Genomic DNA, 13631 nt, shown 5'->3' with positions numbered 1-13631 from the left:
TTAGGGCTCGGGGCGCCTCCGGGGCCGGGGGACGCGTCTCGCCGGACGCCCGCCGGGGACGCGTCCGGGGCGCCGGCGGTTCCGGCGGTTCCTGTCCCTTGCACGTGACCCCACGTGACCCCTGTCACCTTTGCGTTTGCACCCGGTGAAGCAGGGCAGGCGCGAGCCCGGAGCGGAACCCGGTACGGGATTCAACAAAAGGATCCCCGTACGCGACGGGCCCGCGGGCCGATCCCGCCCGCTCCACGGCCCGACCGCGCGGGGGTGGTGGGGGCCGTTCTCGTCGCTACCCGTGAGGTTCATGTGTCCAGGCTCCAGGCAGACCACCTGTTCAAGGTGTTCGGCAGACGACCCGACGAAGCGGTCCGCAGGCTCGCGGCCAGCGACGCCGACCGCGAGGAGCTGCGCGCCGAGGGGACGACCGCGGCCGTCGTGGACGCCGGTTTCATCGTCGAGCCCGGCCAGATCTTCGTCGTGATGGGGCTCTCCGGGTCCGGCAAGTCGACCCTTCTCCGCATGCTCAACGGCCTGCTCGAGCCCACCGCCGGCCGGGTCCTCTTCGACGGGCGCGACCTCACCGCGCTGTCCCCCCGCGATCTGCGCACGGTTCGCTCCACCAAGATCAGCATGGTCTTCCAGCACTTCGCGCTGTTCCCGCACCGAAACGTTCTGGAGAACGCCGCCTACGGCCTGGAGGTCCAGGGCGTCCCGCGCGCCGAGCGCGAGAGGCGGGCCACCGAGGCCCTCGAACTGTGCGGCCTCGCCGGCTGGGAGAAGTCCTGGCCCGACGAGCTCTCCGGCGGCATGCAGCAGCGCGTCGGCCTGGCCCGCGCGCTCGCGACCGACGCCGACCTGCTCCTCATGGACGAGTCCTTCAGCGCGCTCGACCCGCTGATCCGCCGCGACATGCAGGACCAGCTCCTCGTCCTCCAGCAGCGGCTGAAGAAGACCATCGTCTTCATCACCCACGACCTCAACGAGGCGATGCGCCTCGGCGACCGGATCGCCGTCATGCGTGACGGCCGGATCGTCCAGCTCGGCACCGCCGAGGACATCCTGGTCCGCCCCGCCGACGACTACGTCGCCTCCTTCATCCAGGACGTCGACCGCTCCCGGGTGCTCACCGCCTCCTCCGTCATGACGGGCGGCGTCACCCCGGCGGAGTGCCCCGCCGACTGCGCCTGCGAGGCGGTCGGGCCGGACACGCTCGTCGCCGACCTGTGCGCCGTCGCCGCCCGCGCCCCGCACCCCGTGACCGTGCGGGACTCCGACGGCGCCGTCCTCGGAGTCGTACCGACGGAGCGCCTGCTCGCCGTCATGGGCGGACTCGGCGCGAGGGACGCCGGCGACCCGACCGGCACGTATGCCGGCGGCACGACCGGCGGCACGACCGCCGGCGGCACGACCGCCGGCGGGACCAGCGGCGGGACCGGCGAGAAGGCCGGCGGCAGGACCGCCGAGAAGGCGGGTGGCAGGACCGCCGAGAAGGCCGGTGGCAAGACCGGTACGGAGACCGCGCGCGCGGCCGGCGGCAATGCCGGCGCCGTGCCCGCCGCCCAGCCGACGAAGGAGCTGACCGCCCGTGCCTAGGCTTCCCCTCGGTGAGTGGGTCGACAGCTCCGTCGACTGGCTCCAGGCCCAGTTCTCCTGGCTCTTCGACGCCGTCAGCACCGGCGTCACCGGCCTCTACGACGGCATCGACGCCGTCCTGTCCGCGCCCCAGCCGCTGCTCTTCGCCGGCATCCTCGCCGTCGTCGCCTGGTGGCTGCGCGGCTTCGCCGCGGGCGTGCTCGCCTTCGCCGGGTTCGCGCTCGTCGACTCGGTCCAGCTGTGGGACGAGGCCATGGCGACCCTGTCGCTCGTTCTCGTCGCCACCCTGGTGACCCTGGTGATCGCCGTCCCCCTCGGTATCTGGGCGGCCCGCTCGAAGACCGTCAGCGCCGTGCTCCGGCCGGTCCTCGACTTCATGCAGACCATGCCGGCGATGGTCTACCTCATCCCCGGCATCATCTTCTTCGGCGTCGGAGTCGTCCCCGGCATCATCGCCACCATCGTCTTCGCGCTGCCCCCGGGCGTCCGTATGACCGAGCTGGGCATCCGGCAGGTCGACGGCGAACTCGTCGAGGCCGCCGAGGCGTTCGGCACCACCCCGCGCAACACGCTGCTGCGCGTGCAGCTCCCGCTGGCCCTGCCGACGATCATGGCCGGTGTCAACCAGGTCATCATGCTCGGCCTGTCCATGGTCGTCATCGCCGGCATGGTCGGCGGCGGCGGGCTCGGCGGCTCCGTCTACCGCGCGATCGGCAACGTCGACATCGGCCTCGGCTTCGAGGCCGGCGTCTCCATCGTCGTCCTCGCCATGTACCTGGACCGGATGACCGGCGCCCTCGGCCGCCAGGTCTCCCCGCTCGGCCGCCGCGCCGCCGCCAAGGCCCGCGCCGCGCTGAGCGCACGGCGCCCCGGGGCGAAGCTGTGGGCCCACCGCCCGCAGCCCGTCACCGCACTCGTCGGTGTCGTGGTGCTCGCCCTCGTCGCCGGCGGTACGGGCCTGCTCGGCGGCTCCGGTACGGGCTCCGCCACCGCCTCGGGTCCGGGCGGCGGTCACGGCAAGAAGATCAGCATCGGCTACATCCCCTGGGACGAGGGCATCGCCTCCACGTACCTGTGGAAGGAGCTCCTGGAGCGCAGGGGGTACGAGGTCGACACCAAGCAGCTGGAGGCCGGCGCGCTCTACACCGGTCTGGCCGGCGGCCAGCTCGACTTCCAGACCGACTCCTGGCTGCCCGTCACACACGCCCAGTACTGGGAGAAGTACAAGAACAAGCTGGAAGACCTCGGCTCCTGGTACGGCCCCACATCCCTGGAGCTCTCCGTCCCCTCGTACGTGAAGGGCGTCGACTCGCTCGCCGACCTCAAGGGCAAGGCCGGACAGTTCAAGGGCCGGATCGTCGGCATCGAACCCAGCGCCGGAATGATGGGCATCCTGAAGGACAAGGTCCTCAAGGAGTACGGCCTCGAAGGCGAGTACAAGGTCGTCGACGGCTCCACGCCGGGCATGCTCGCCGAGCTGAAGCGCGCCTACGAGCGCAAGGAACCGGTCGTCGTGACGCTCTGGTCGCCGCACTGGGCCTACTCCGCGCACGACCTGAAGAAGCTCGCCGACCCCAAGGGCTCCTGGGGCAAGGGCGACGGCGTCCACACCCTGGCCCGCAAGGGCTTCGCCGCCGAGAACCCCGAGGTCGGCGCCTGGCTGAAGAACTTCGAGCTGACCGAGAAGCAGCTCACGGATCTCGAAGCCGTCATCCAGGAGACCGGCAAGGGCAAGGAGCAGCAGGCCGTCCGCACCTGGCTGGACAAGAACCCGGGCCTCGCCGAGAAGCTCGCGCCGCAGTAGCCCGCCGGCATCCCGCCCGGAGCGCGGCCGTGACCCGGCCGTGGACTCCGGGCGACGGACAGCGACCGACTGAACGGTTCCTGTCCGAAAAGGGGTGGTCGCCGAACGTGTTCGGCGGCCGCCCCTTTTCGTCACGACGCGAAACCCCGCCCCAAAGCTGCGTAAGGTTCAGGTGACCGCCCGGTACGGGTACGCACGAGGCACGAGGGAGGGAGCCCACATGGACGAGAAGGAAGCACCTCGGGTGGGCGCGGCCGTCAAGAGGCGACGCAGAGCGCTCCAGCTCACCCTGGCCGTCGTCTCCTCGCGCAGCGGTCTCTCCGTACCGTTCCTCAGCCAGGTCGAGAACGACCGCGCGCGCCCCAGCCACCGCTCCCTCGAACTGGTCGCCGACGCCCTGGAGACCACGGCAGCCGACCTCCTGGCCGCCGCCGAGGCCTCCCGTACCGTCGACGTCGTACGGGCCGACGAGGCCTCCCCGGTCCTGCCCCCGGGCGTACGGGCGATCGTCCGCGGACGCCATCAGCTGCACGCCCTGGAGTTCACCGGCGAGCAGGACGCGGGCCGCGAGTTCCAGCACCGGAACGACGAGCTGCTGTACGTGGCCGACGGGGCCGCCGAGGTCGAGGCCGAGGGCCGCGCGTACCGGCTGGGCCGCGGCGACACGCTGTATCTCTCCGGCGGGGTGCGCCACCGCTGGCGCGCCACCGAGGCGGGCACCCGGCTGCTCGTCGTCGCGGTCGCCGAGCACGTCGAAGCCGAGGAGGAATGAGCGCGGGGCGGGGCACGGTCAGGAGGATCGTCTCCCTCGTGCCGTCGCTGACGGAGGCCGTCGCCGTCACCGCGCCCGGCCTGCTCGTCGGGGCCACGGACTGGTGCTCCCACCCGGCCGACCTCGACGTCGTACGGATCGGCGGCACCAAGAACCCCGACGTCCGTGCGATCACCGCGCTCCGCCCGGACCTCGTCCTCGCCAACGAGGAGGAGAACCGCGCCGTCGACCTCGCCGAGCTGCGGGCCGCCGGGCTCGACGTCCTCGTCACCGAGATCCGCACCCTCGACCAGGGCCTGAGCGAGCTGGAGCGGGTCCTCGCCGCGTGCGGCGCGCCCCGGCCCCGCTGGCTCGACGAGGCCGAGGCGGCGTGGGCGGCGGTCGTCCCGGAGGGGGAGTGCGCGGCGGTCGTGCCGATCTGGCGGCGACCCTGGATGGTTCTGGGCCGTGACACCTTCGCCGGTGATCTGCTGGCCCGCCTCGGGGTCCGCAACCTGTACGCCGACCACCCGGAGCGCTATCCGCGGGTGCCGCTCGACGAGCTCCGCGCCGCGGCGCCCGGCCTGGTCGTGCTGCCCGACGAGCCGTACCGCTTCACGCGCGACGACGGCCCCGAGGCGTTCCCCGGAACCGCCGCCGCGCTCGTCGGCGGGCGTCACCTCACCTGGTACGGGCCGTCTCTCGTCGAGGCGCCGCGGGTGCTGGCGCGGGCCCTGCGAGCAGCGCACCGCTGAAGAGGCCGCGGACGGTGTGGGTCCCGGCGACCAGCCAGGCCGCGACGAGGGCCGCGTACAGGCCGATCGCGAGCCACCGGAAGGCGGCGAGACCGGTGTGCTGGGCGAGTCCCTCGGCGCCGGTCACACAGGTTCCGACGGGGAACGTGAACGCCCAGAACGTCATGGCGAAGCCCATGCCCCGCCGGCGTGCCCGCAGCACCATCGCCCCGGCGAGGGCCAGCCACAGCAGGGCGAAGCCTATGACGGGCACGCCGTAGAGGACGGCGAAGGAGGCGAAGCCGTGGGCGTACGGGGCGGGGAGCACGCCGGGGGTGACGTCGGCGAACTTGTTCGCGGCGGTCGTCGACTGGCCGAGGGGGCCGAGGACGAGGAAGAGGGTGGGGGTGAGCGCGAGGGGCAGCGGGCCGCCGGTCACGAGCCGCCCGAAGACCAGCGGCAGCATGACCAGGGTCGCGAGGAGGCTCACGCCGAACATCGCCCAGCAGGCGATGAGCAGGGTCTCCTGGGCCTGTCCGGCGGGCAGATGGGGCACGAGCAGGGGGCCGAGGGCGGCGGAGACCATGGGGGCGACGACCGGCAGCAGCCAGACCGGGGACGCGTTCTCGATCTTGTGGTGCACGACCATGAGGTACGGGATGCCGACCGCGGCCGCCAGGCCGACGAGCGTGCCGGCGGTGAACAGGACGGTGTCGAGCGCGACGGCGGCGGGGAGCCCGATCCAGTCCCGGCCCACGATCATGGCGCCGCCGCCGACCGCGAGCAGCGCCATCGAGAGACAGCCGTAGAACGGTGCCATGGCGGGGTCGAGGAGATGGGCGCGGGCCTGGTCGCGGTGGTGGATCCAGTGCACGGCACGGGCGGCGAGCAGGACGAGCAGCATCGCGAGGGACAGCGCCCAGACCGCGGCGCAGGCGGTGCGGAGGCCGGGGAGGTGGAGCGGGAGCCCGGCGCCGGCGTTGGCCACGATGGCGGTGCCCATCACGGAGGCGTACCAGTTGGGTCCGAGGTGACGGACGGAACGGGCCGGGGAGGCGGCCGGCCGGGCGCCGGGGGTGGTGGCGCGGACGGTCGGGAGAGGAGGTGCGAGGCTTGCCATGTCTCCACCGTCGTCCGATTCCCCGGGCCCCACCAGGGATCTTGCGGCTATGACGTCATAAGCTGGCTTTATGAGCGGCAAAGGGGAGCACCACGGGGAGCGGCACGAGGAGCGGCAGACGGGTGGGCGCCGGACGGAGGCGTACGGCTCCGGCGTCAGGGCGCAGCTCCATCACCGGGTCCCGGACCTCGGGGCGCTCGAACTGCTCCTCGCGGTCGCCCGGCACGGGAGCTTGGGCGCTGCCGCCCGTGAGGTCGGCATCACCCAGCCGGCCGCCAGCAGCCGGATCCGCTCGATGGAACGGCAGCTCGGCGTGGCCCTGGTGGACCGTTCGCCGCGCGGCTCACGGCTCACCGACGCGGGTGCGCTCGTCACCGACTGGGCACGGCGGATCGTCGAGGCGGCCGAGGCCTTCGACGCGGGCGCCCAGGCGCTGCGGGGGCGGCGGGACTCCCGGCTGCGGGTGGCCGCGTCGATGACGATCGCCGAGTACCTGCTGCCGGGCTGGCTGATCGCGCTGCGCGCCGAGCGTCCGGACACCGCGGTGTCGCTCCAGGCCGGGAACTCGGCGGTCGTCGCGGAGCGGCTCCTCGCGAGCGAGGCGGACATGGGTTTCGTGGAGGGCCTCGCGGTGCCGGACGGCCTCGACGGGGTGGTCGTGGCGCACGACCGGCTCGTGATCGTCGCGGCGCCCTCGCACCCGTGGGCCCGCCGCCGCGGCCCGCTGGACCCGGCGGAGCTGGCGGCGACCCCGCTGGTCCTGAGGGAACGGGGTTCGGGCACCCGGCAGGTCCTGGACGCGGCGCTCTCGGGCCACGGCGGGCTCGCGCGGCCGCTCCTCGAACTCGCCTCCACGACGGCGGTGAAGGCCGCGGCGGTCAGCGGGGCCGGGCCGGCCGTCCTCAGCGAACTCGCGATCGCCGAGGAACTGGCCTCGCGGCGCCTGGTGGCGATCCCCGTCGAGGGGGTCGAGCTGCGTCGCGACCTCCGCGCGGTCTGGCCCACCGGCCACCGCCCGACCGGCCCGGCCCGTGACCTGCTCTCCCTGACCCGCGCCCGCCCGACGGGCTGAACAGACGACGGGCTGAACGAACGGCGGGCTGAACAACCGGCGGGCTGAACGAACGGCGGGGTGAACGAACGGCGGGCTGGGCACCCGACGGGTTGAGCGCCCGACGGGTTGAGCACCGGACGGGCTGAACTCCCGGGCAGGATGACTGCCCGGGAGTGGGGATCAGACCCCCGCGGCCCGGTGCGTGATCCGTCCGTCCAGGACCGTTAGGAGGACGGGAAGGTCCGGCAGATCCGTCGCCGCCGTGATCAGGGGACTGTCCGCGAAGACCGTCAGGTCGGCGCGGAAGCCCGGCGCGATTCGACCGGCCTCGTGTTCCTCGCCCGCCGCGTACGCCGCCGCCGTCGTCATGCCCCGCAGCGCCTCCAGCGCCGTCAGCGCCTGCTCGGGACCGTGCGGCGCCTGTCCGAGGTCGCGGCTCGGGCGCCGGTGCCGTGCGCCGGCCATCACGCCGAGCGGCGGGAACGGCGCGATCGGCCAGTCGGAGCCGAGGACCACGGTGGCCCCGGAGTCGGCCAGGTCCCGGCAGCGCCACGCGCGCGAGGCACGCTCCTCGCCCAGCCGGCGCGACCAGTTGTCGGTGTGGTCGGCCCGGGTGAAGTCGCAGCAGTGGGTGGGCTGCATGGAGGCGAGCACGCCCAGTTCGGCGAAGCGGCGCAGGGTGTCGTCCGGGACCGTCTCGATGTGCTCGACCCGGTGCCGCACCGCGCTCCCGCCGCCCGCGCGCGCCTTCTCGACGGCGTCGAGCACGTGCCGTACGGCCGCGTCCCCGATGGCGTGCGTCGCGGTCGCGATCCCGGCCCGGTGGAGCTCCCCGACGATGTGGGTGTACGCGTCGGGGTCCGGCCAGAACGCGTGTGTGGACTCGCCGTGGCAGTCGGGCCGCTCCAGCCACGCGGTGCCGTTGTCGATGGTCCCGTCCATGAAGAGCTTCACGCCCGCGACCTGCCACAGCGCGCCGCCGGTGCCCTGCAGCGCGATGAGGTCCCGTACGCCGGCCGCGTCGGTGCCGGGCTGGCACCAGGGCGCCACCCGGAGCCGCAGCGCCAGTTCACCGGCCCTGTCGAGCTCCCTGTACAGGGCGAGGCTCTCGCCGTTCGCGTCCATGGCGTGCCCGCCGGTGAGGCCGGCCGCCGCCATGGAGCGCAGCGCCGCCGCGAGCCGCTCCCGGCTCTCCTCGGGCGTCGGGCGCGGGGCGACCCGCTCGACGAGTTCGCAGGCGGCGTCCTCCTGGAGCAGGCCGGTCGGGCGTCCGTCGGCGTCGCAGACGACCTCCGCGGAGGCCTGGTCGAAGGTGCGGGGCCCGTCGACACCGGCGAGTTCGAGCGCCCGCCGGCTGGCGAGCGCCGAGTGGGCGTCGAAGAGCAGCAGGAACGCCGGGACGCCGTCGAGGACCGCGTCGAAGGGGGCGATGCCGACGGGGTGGTCGCCGAAGACGTTCGGGTCGAGTCCCCAGCCGAAGAGCCAGTCGCCCCGGCCGAGGGTCCGGACCTCGCGGGCGAGTTCCTCGCGTACGTCGTCGAGGTCGGCGCAGTAGGACAGGTCGAGGCCGTGGGTCAGTTCGGCGCCGGACACCGGGTGGAGGTGCCCGTCGACGAGACCGGGGGTGACGACGGCGCCCTTGAGGTCCACGACGGTGGTGGCGGGTCCCGCGAGCGCGCGGATCTCGTGGTCGTCGCCGAGGGCGGCGATCCGGCCGTCGTCGGAGACGGCGAGCGCGGTCTCGGGCAGGAGCGCCCCCGTGCCGGGGTCGAGCAGACGGGCGGAGAGCAGGACGAGTCGGGTGCGCACGGGGGGCTCCAGGGCTTCCGGGAAGGGGACGGGTGCGGAGGTCCGCGGGCGGCCTCGGTGAAGGGTTCGGTCGGGCGGGCCCGCGGGTGGCCTCGGTGGAGGGGCTGGGTCAGGCGGGATCGGCCGGTGGCGGTACGTCGGTCAGCGCGCCGTGCGGCAGTCCGAGTTCGCGTTCCGCCGTGGTCAGGGCCATCCGGGTCACGGCGTCCGGCCGGTCGGTCCGGTCGGAGTTGGCGTGGGCGCCGAGGCCGTCGAGCACCACCAGGATCTGGATGGCGGTGGCACGCGGGTCGTCGGTGCGGAACTCGCCGCGTGCGACGCCCTCGCGGATGAGCTGTTCCAGGCGGTCGTCGGAGGCGAGTTCCTGCTCGGTGACCCGGTCGCGCAGGACGGGCCGGTAGCGGCTGAGGTGCCGGGCGTTGATCCAGAGGCGGCTGATGTCGTCGTACGCCTCGCCCGCCGACAGGGCGAAGTAGCGCGCGAGCCACTGCGTGGGCGTCCCGTGGGGGCGCTCCGCGGGCAGCAGCCCGTCGAGTTCGCCGGTGGCGGCCACGCTGAAGGCCTCGCCCACCAGGTCCTCAGCCGAGGGGAAGTAGTGGCTGATCAGGCCGGGGCGTACGGCGAGCTCCTCGGCGATCCGCCGGAGGGTGACGCACTCGAGCCCCTCGGTCAGGGCCACGCGTGCGGCGGTCTCCACGATCTCCGCCCGCCGGGCTTCGGGTGTTTTCCGAACTCTCTTGCGCTGGACGCTTGACGACATGACCGCGATGCTATTGAGTGTGCGACCAATAAGCAACCAGGTGGGCACGACACGCATCCGGAGGGCCGCATGGCTTCCACGATCCCCGACCCGCTCCCAGGCCCTCAGGGCGCACAGGTCACCTTGCAGGACACCGATCGGCCCGGCCGCATCGAGGCGCACGGCATCGACCGCATCCCCGAGTCCGAGCGCCACGGCCACCCCCGCGAGCTCTTCTCCGTGTGGGCGGCGGCGAACGTCAACTACCTCAGCCTCGTCATCGGCGGAGCCCTCGTCCTGATGGGCCTGAACCTCTGGCAGGCCGTCGCCGTGACCGTCGTGGGCAACCTGTTCTGGCTGCTCCCCGGCCTCCTCGCCACCTCGGGCCCGGCGGCCGGCGCGCCCAGCGAGGTGATCACCCGGGCCGTCTACGGCGTCCTCGGCAACCGCGTGAACAACGCGGTCGGCGGGTGGCTGGTCTCCGTCTGCTACTTCGCGCTCAACCTGGCCGCCGCGGCCACCGCCGCCTTCGCGCTCGTCGAGAAGGCGGGCATCACGGCCACCACCCCGGTCAAGGTCGCCGTCATCGTGGTCATCGCCGCGCTCACGCTGGTCATCAGCGTCTACGGGCACGGCCTGATCATCAAGCTGTACCTGCCGATCACCCTGGTCCTCGCCGGGGCCTTCACCGTCGTCGCGTTCGCCGTCCTGCGGCACGCCGACTTCTCGTACGCCCCCGCCGAGCGGCCCGGCGGGGCCGAGCTCTGGACCCTGCTCATCGCCGGCACCACGATGATCGCCTCGGGCCCGCTGTCGTACACCACGAGCGCCGACTTCTCCCGCTACCTGCCCCGCACCGCCTCGAAGAGGGCGATCATCGGCTGGAACGCCCTCGGCGCCTTCCTGCCCAGCGTCGTCGTCTGCTCGCTCGGCGCCTTCGCCGCCACCGCCGTCGACATGACCGACCCGCAGACCGCGCTCCAGGCGATCCTGCCCGGCTGGTTCGTCCCGGTGTTCCTGCTCGCCCTGGTCCTCGGCACCATCTCCATCAACGCCCTGACCGCGTACAGCGCCGGACTCGCGCTCCAGGCCGTCGGCCTCCGCGTCCGACGCTCCGTCAGCGTCCTCTTCGACGGGGCCGTCGCCGTCGCCCTCACCCTCTACGGGCTGCTCGTCTCGAACTTCCTCGACACCGTCAGCAACGCCCTCCAGGTGATCACCGTCCTGATCGGTCCCCTGATGGCGGTCTACGCCACCGACGTCCTGCTGCGCCGCTGCCGCTACGACGGCATCGCGCTCTCGGACGAGACCCCCGGCAGTCCCTTCTGGTACACCGCCGGTGTCAACCCGGCCGGTGCCCTCGCGGTCGTCGTCGGCGTCACCGCGGCGGCCCTCTGCGTCAACACCCTCTACACGGGCCCGATCGCCGCCGCCCTCGACGGCATCGACCTCTCCCTCCCCGTCGGCATGGTCGTCGCCGCCGGCCTCTACGCCCTCCTCATGCGCAAGGACCGCACTCTGCACGCCGCCCGGGCGGAGGCGTGAACAGCGCTCGCCGTACGATCTCCGGATCACCGGGATCACCCGTCGCCGACGCGGAGAGGACCGCGGCCCCCGGCAGGCCCGCGCCGGCCACACACGCGTGTGGCAGGTGTACGAGGCGCTCGTCGCGACCGTCGCCGCCGGGAACGCCCGGACGCTCGACGTGCCCGCCCTCGCCCTCCGCACCGTCCGCGCGACCCGGGCCGCGCGGGGACCTTCAGTCCCGGCGTACTCCCGCCGCCTCGACCAGGCCGCGCATCACCCGCAGGTCGTCACCCATCTCCGGATGCCACTGGACGCCCAGGGCCCAGGCCGGGTCGGCCAGCTCGACCGCCTCCACCGTGCCGTCCTCCGCGAGGGCGGAGACCGCGAGCCCCGCGCCCAGCCGGTCCACGGCCTGGTGGTGGTAGGTCGGCACCTCGGTGAGCTCGGGCACCAGGGAGGCGTACCGGCTCCCCGGCACCGGCTTCACCGCGTGCCGGCCGATCACCCCGACCGCCTCGACGTGCCCGTCCAGGTGCTGGATCAGCGTCCCGCCCCGGGCCACGTTGAGGAGCTGCATGCCCCGGCAGATGCCGAGCAGCGGGGTCCCGGCGGCGATGGCCGCGTCGATCAGGGCCAGCTCCCAGGCGTCCCGCTCCCGGGCCGGCGGACCGGTGCGGGAGTCGGGCTCGGCCCCGTACCGCACGGGCTCCACGTCCGCACCGCCCGCGATCACCAGTCCGTCGAGCCGGGCCACGACCGCCGCGGCGGCTCCCGGCGCGTCGGGCGGCAGCATCACCGCGATCCCCCCGCTCTCCTGGACGAGCCGTGGGTACGGCGCGGGGAGCAGCGCGGCCCGCATGTCCCACACGCCCCAGCGGGCCCGGTCCAGATAGGTGGTCACGCCGATGAGCGGCTTGGACACGGAACGTCCTCCAGGAGAGCGGGTACGGGAGCGGAAGAGGCAGGTCGGGAGGGGAGGGGTGGGGGGTGGAGGGGGATCGGTGCGGACGGTCAGTCGCGTGCGAGTTCGGCCTCGGCGGCCGCGAGCGCGGCGAACTCCTCCTCGGGCGCCCTGGCCACCAGATGGTGTCGACTGTAGAACGCGAAGTAGGCGAGAGCGATCGCGTACACCCCGAGTGCCATGAACGCCGCCGTCCGGTCCACCAGGAAGGTCGCGACGAGGGCCGAGAGGGCCAGCACGAACGCCACCGATGAGGTCACGATGCCGCCGGGTGTGCGGTACGGCCGGTGCAGACCGGGCTCGCGGCGCCGCAGCACGATGTGGGAGAGCGCCATCAGGGCGTACGAGATGGTGGCGCCGAACACGGCGATGTTCAGCATCCGGGCCCCGTCCCCGGTCCCGGCGGCCAGCGCGAAGCCGATCCCGCCCGGGATGAGGAGTCCCAGGTACGGCGACTTGCGGCGGCTGGTGAGGGAGAGGAAGCGGGGCAGGTAGCCGGCCCGGGAGAGGGCGAACAGCTGGCGCGAGCCGGCGTAGATGAGGGAGAAGAAGGAGGCGACCAGACCGGCCAGGCCCGCGTAGTTCACGAAACGGCTGAGCGCGGTCGGCTCCCCGTCGCCCTGCAGCGCCACGACCAGCGGGTTCCCCGCCTCCTGGACGGCGGCCGCACCGCGCGCCCCGGTCGCGGCGAAGAAGGTCATCACGGCGAGCAGCACCAGGATGCCCATGGAGATCGCGAGCGCCTTCGGCATCGACCGCACCGGGTCCTTGGCCTCCTCGGCGGCGAGCGGCACGCCCTCCACGCCGAGGAAGAACCACATGCCGAAGGGGAACGCCGCCCAGATCCCGAGCAGACCGAACGGCAGCCAGGAGTTGGCCCCGAAGGCCTCGCCGTCGACCGGGATGTCGTTCAGCCCGTCGACGTGGAAGTCGGTGAGCGCGCCGAGCGCGAAGACGACGAGCGCCGCGACCGCGACGGCCGTCACGATGAGGCTGAAGCGCAGGGCCTCGCCCACCCCCCACAGATGGATTCCGATGAAGAGCGCGAAGCAGACCAGGTAGACGGGCCAGCCGGACTCCAGGCCGAACAGGCCGAGGGATTCGACGTAGTCGCCGATGAAGATGGAGATCGCGGCGGGCGCGAGGATGTACTCGATGAGGATCGCGGTGCCGGTGAGGAACCCGCCCCAGGTGCCGAGCGCCCGGCGGGCGAAGCCGTAACCGCCGCCCGCGGTGGGCAGGATGGCGGAGAGTTCGGCGAGGGCGAAGACCAGACAGGCGTACATCGCGCCCATCAGGACCGTGGCGATGGCGAGTCCGCCGAAGCCGCCCTTGGAGAGGCCGATGTTCCAGCCTGAGAAGTCCCCGGAGACGACGTAGGCGACGCCGAGCCCGGTGAGCAGCAGCCATCCGGCGCTGCCGCGGCGCAGGGCGCGGCGCTCCAGATAGTCGTCCTGCGGTGGGGTGGTGCCTCCGGAACTCCCGGTGGTTTCTTCGAGCGTCATGGCAGCGTCAGCTCCCCGCAACGGGCCCAATGGATTG

10 protein-coding genes and 1 pseudogene are annotated in these 13631 nt (G+C 73.2%); 6 read left to right on the top strand and 5 right to left on the bottom strand.

Annotated elements, in window-relative coordinates:
• Nucleotides 1-303 precede the first annotated feature (303 nt).
• The 4 genes and pseudogenes from ACIP84_RS22585 to ACIP84_RS22570 all read left to right on the top strand — a co-directional run.
• Nucleotides 304-1323 (top strand): annotated as a pseudogene (locus tag ACIP84_RS22585) (glycine betaine/L-proline ABC transporter ATP-binding protein); the annotation flags it as partial.
• A 259-nt stretch (nucleotides 1324-1582) separates the two neighbouring features.
• The gene (locus ACIP84_RS22580) at nucleotides 1583-3394 is read left to right on the top strand and encodes an ABC transporter permease/substrate binding protein (RefSeq protein WP_355960962.1); all 1812 of its coding nucleotides are present in this window, start codon (nucleotides 1583-1585) and stop codon (nucleotides 3392-3394) included.
• 220 nt (nucleotides 3395-3614) lie between these two features.
• Nucleotides 3615-4166, top strand: coding sequence for a cupin domain-containing protein (locus ACIP84_RS22575; RefSeq protein WP_355960963.1), 552 nt, complete (start codon nucleotides 3615-3617; stop codon nucleotides 4164-4166).
• A complete protein-coding gene (locus tag ACIP84_RS22570; RefSeq protein WP_401799712.1) occupies nucleotides 4163-4900 on the top strand; it encodes a helical backbone metal receptor in 738 nt (245 codons plus the stop codon). Before ACIP84_RS22575 ends, ACIP84_RS22570 begins: the two co-directional genes overlap by 4 nt.
• Here the strand turns inward: ACIP84_RS22570 and ACIP84_RS22565 are convergent.
• On the bottom strand, nucleotides 4827-5999 hold the full coding sequence (locus tag ACIP84_RS22565; RefSeq protein WP_401799710.1) for a TDT family transporter: 1173 nt from the start codon (nucleotides 5997-5999) through the stop codon (nucleotides 4827-4829). The two genes, ACIP84_RS22570 and ACIP84_RS22565, sit on opposite strands and share 74 nt — an antisense overlap.
• Before the next feature lie 70 nt (nucleotides 6000-6069).
• Here ACIP84_RS22565 and ACIP84_RS22560 point away from each other — a divergent pair, with 70 nt between their 5' ends.
• Nucleotides 6070-7071 carry a LysR family transcriptional regulator gene (locus ACIP84_RS22560; protein ID WP_401799707.1) on the top strand — a complete coding sequence of 334 codons (1002 nt, stop codon included), beginning with the start codon at nucleotides 6070-6072 and terminating at the stop codon, nucleotides 7069-7071.
• Between the two features lie 162 nt (nucleotides 7072-7233).
• Here ACIP84_RS22560 and ACIP84_RS22555 read toward each other — a convergent pair whose 3' ends face one another.
• Together ACIP84_RS22555 and ACIP84_RS22550 are read right to left on the bottom strand one after the other, a co-directional pair.
• On the bottom strand, nucleotides 7234-8862 hold the full coding sequence (locus tag ACIP84_RS22555) for an amidohydrolase (protein ID WP_401799706.1): 1629 nt from the start codon (nucleotides 8860-8862) through the stop codon (nucleotides 7234-7236).
• Nucleotides 8863-8971: 109 nt separating this feature from the next.
• Complete coding sequence (locus ACIP84_RS22550) at nucleotides 8972-9622, bottom strand: TetR/AcrR family transcriptional regulator (RefSeq protein ID WP_401799703.1); 651 nt, start codon at nucleotides 9620-9622, stop codon at nucleotides 8972-8974.
• Nucleotides 9623-9691: 69 nt separating this feature from the next.
• Here ACIP84_RS22550 and ACIP84_RS22545 point away from each other — a divergent pair, with 69 nt between their 5' ends.
• On the top strand, nucleotides 9692-11146 hold the full coding sequence (locus ACIP84_RS22545; protein ID WP_401799701.1) for a purine-cytosine permease family protein: 1455 nt from the start codon (nucleotides 9692-9694) through the stop codon (nucleotides 11144-11146).
• A gap of 214 nt (nucleotides 11147-11360) precedes the next feature.
• Here ACIP84_RS22545 and ACIP84_RS22540 read toward each other — a convergent pair whose 3' ends face one another.
• Both ACIP84_RS22540 and eat read right to left on the bottom strand, forming a co-directional pair.
• Nucleotides 11361-12050 carry a gamma-glutamyl-gamma-aminobutyrate hydrolase family protein gene (locus tag ACIP84_RS22540; protein WP_401799699.1) on the bottom strand — a complete coding sequence of 230 codons (690 nt, stop codon included), beginning with the start codon at nucleotides 12048-12050 and terminating at the stop codon, nucleotides 11361-11363.
• 89 nt (nucleotides 12051-12139) lie between these two features.
• A complete protein-coding gene (gene eat / locus ACIP84_RS22535) occupies nucleotides 12140-13594 on the bottom strand; it encodes an ethanolamine permease (RefSeq protein WP_401799697.1) in 1455 nt (484 codons plus the stop codon).
• Nucleotides 13595-13631 lie beyond the last annotated feature (37 nt).

The organism is Streptomyces sp. NPDC088707 (assembly GCF_044752725.1).
GTDB lineage: Bacteria > Actinomycetota > Actinomycetes > Streptomycetales > Streptomycetaceae > Streptomyces.
The sequence above is the reverse complement of the archived record's forward strand: the minus strand, read 5'-3'. Positions and strand labels throughout refer to the sequence as shown.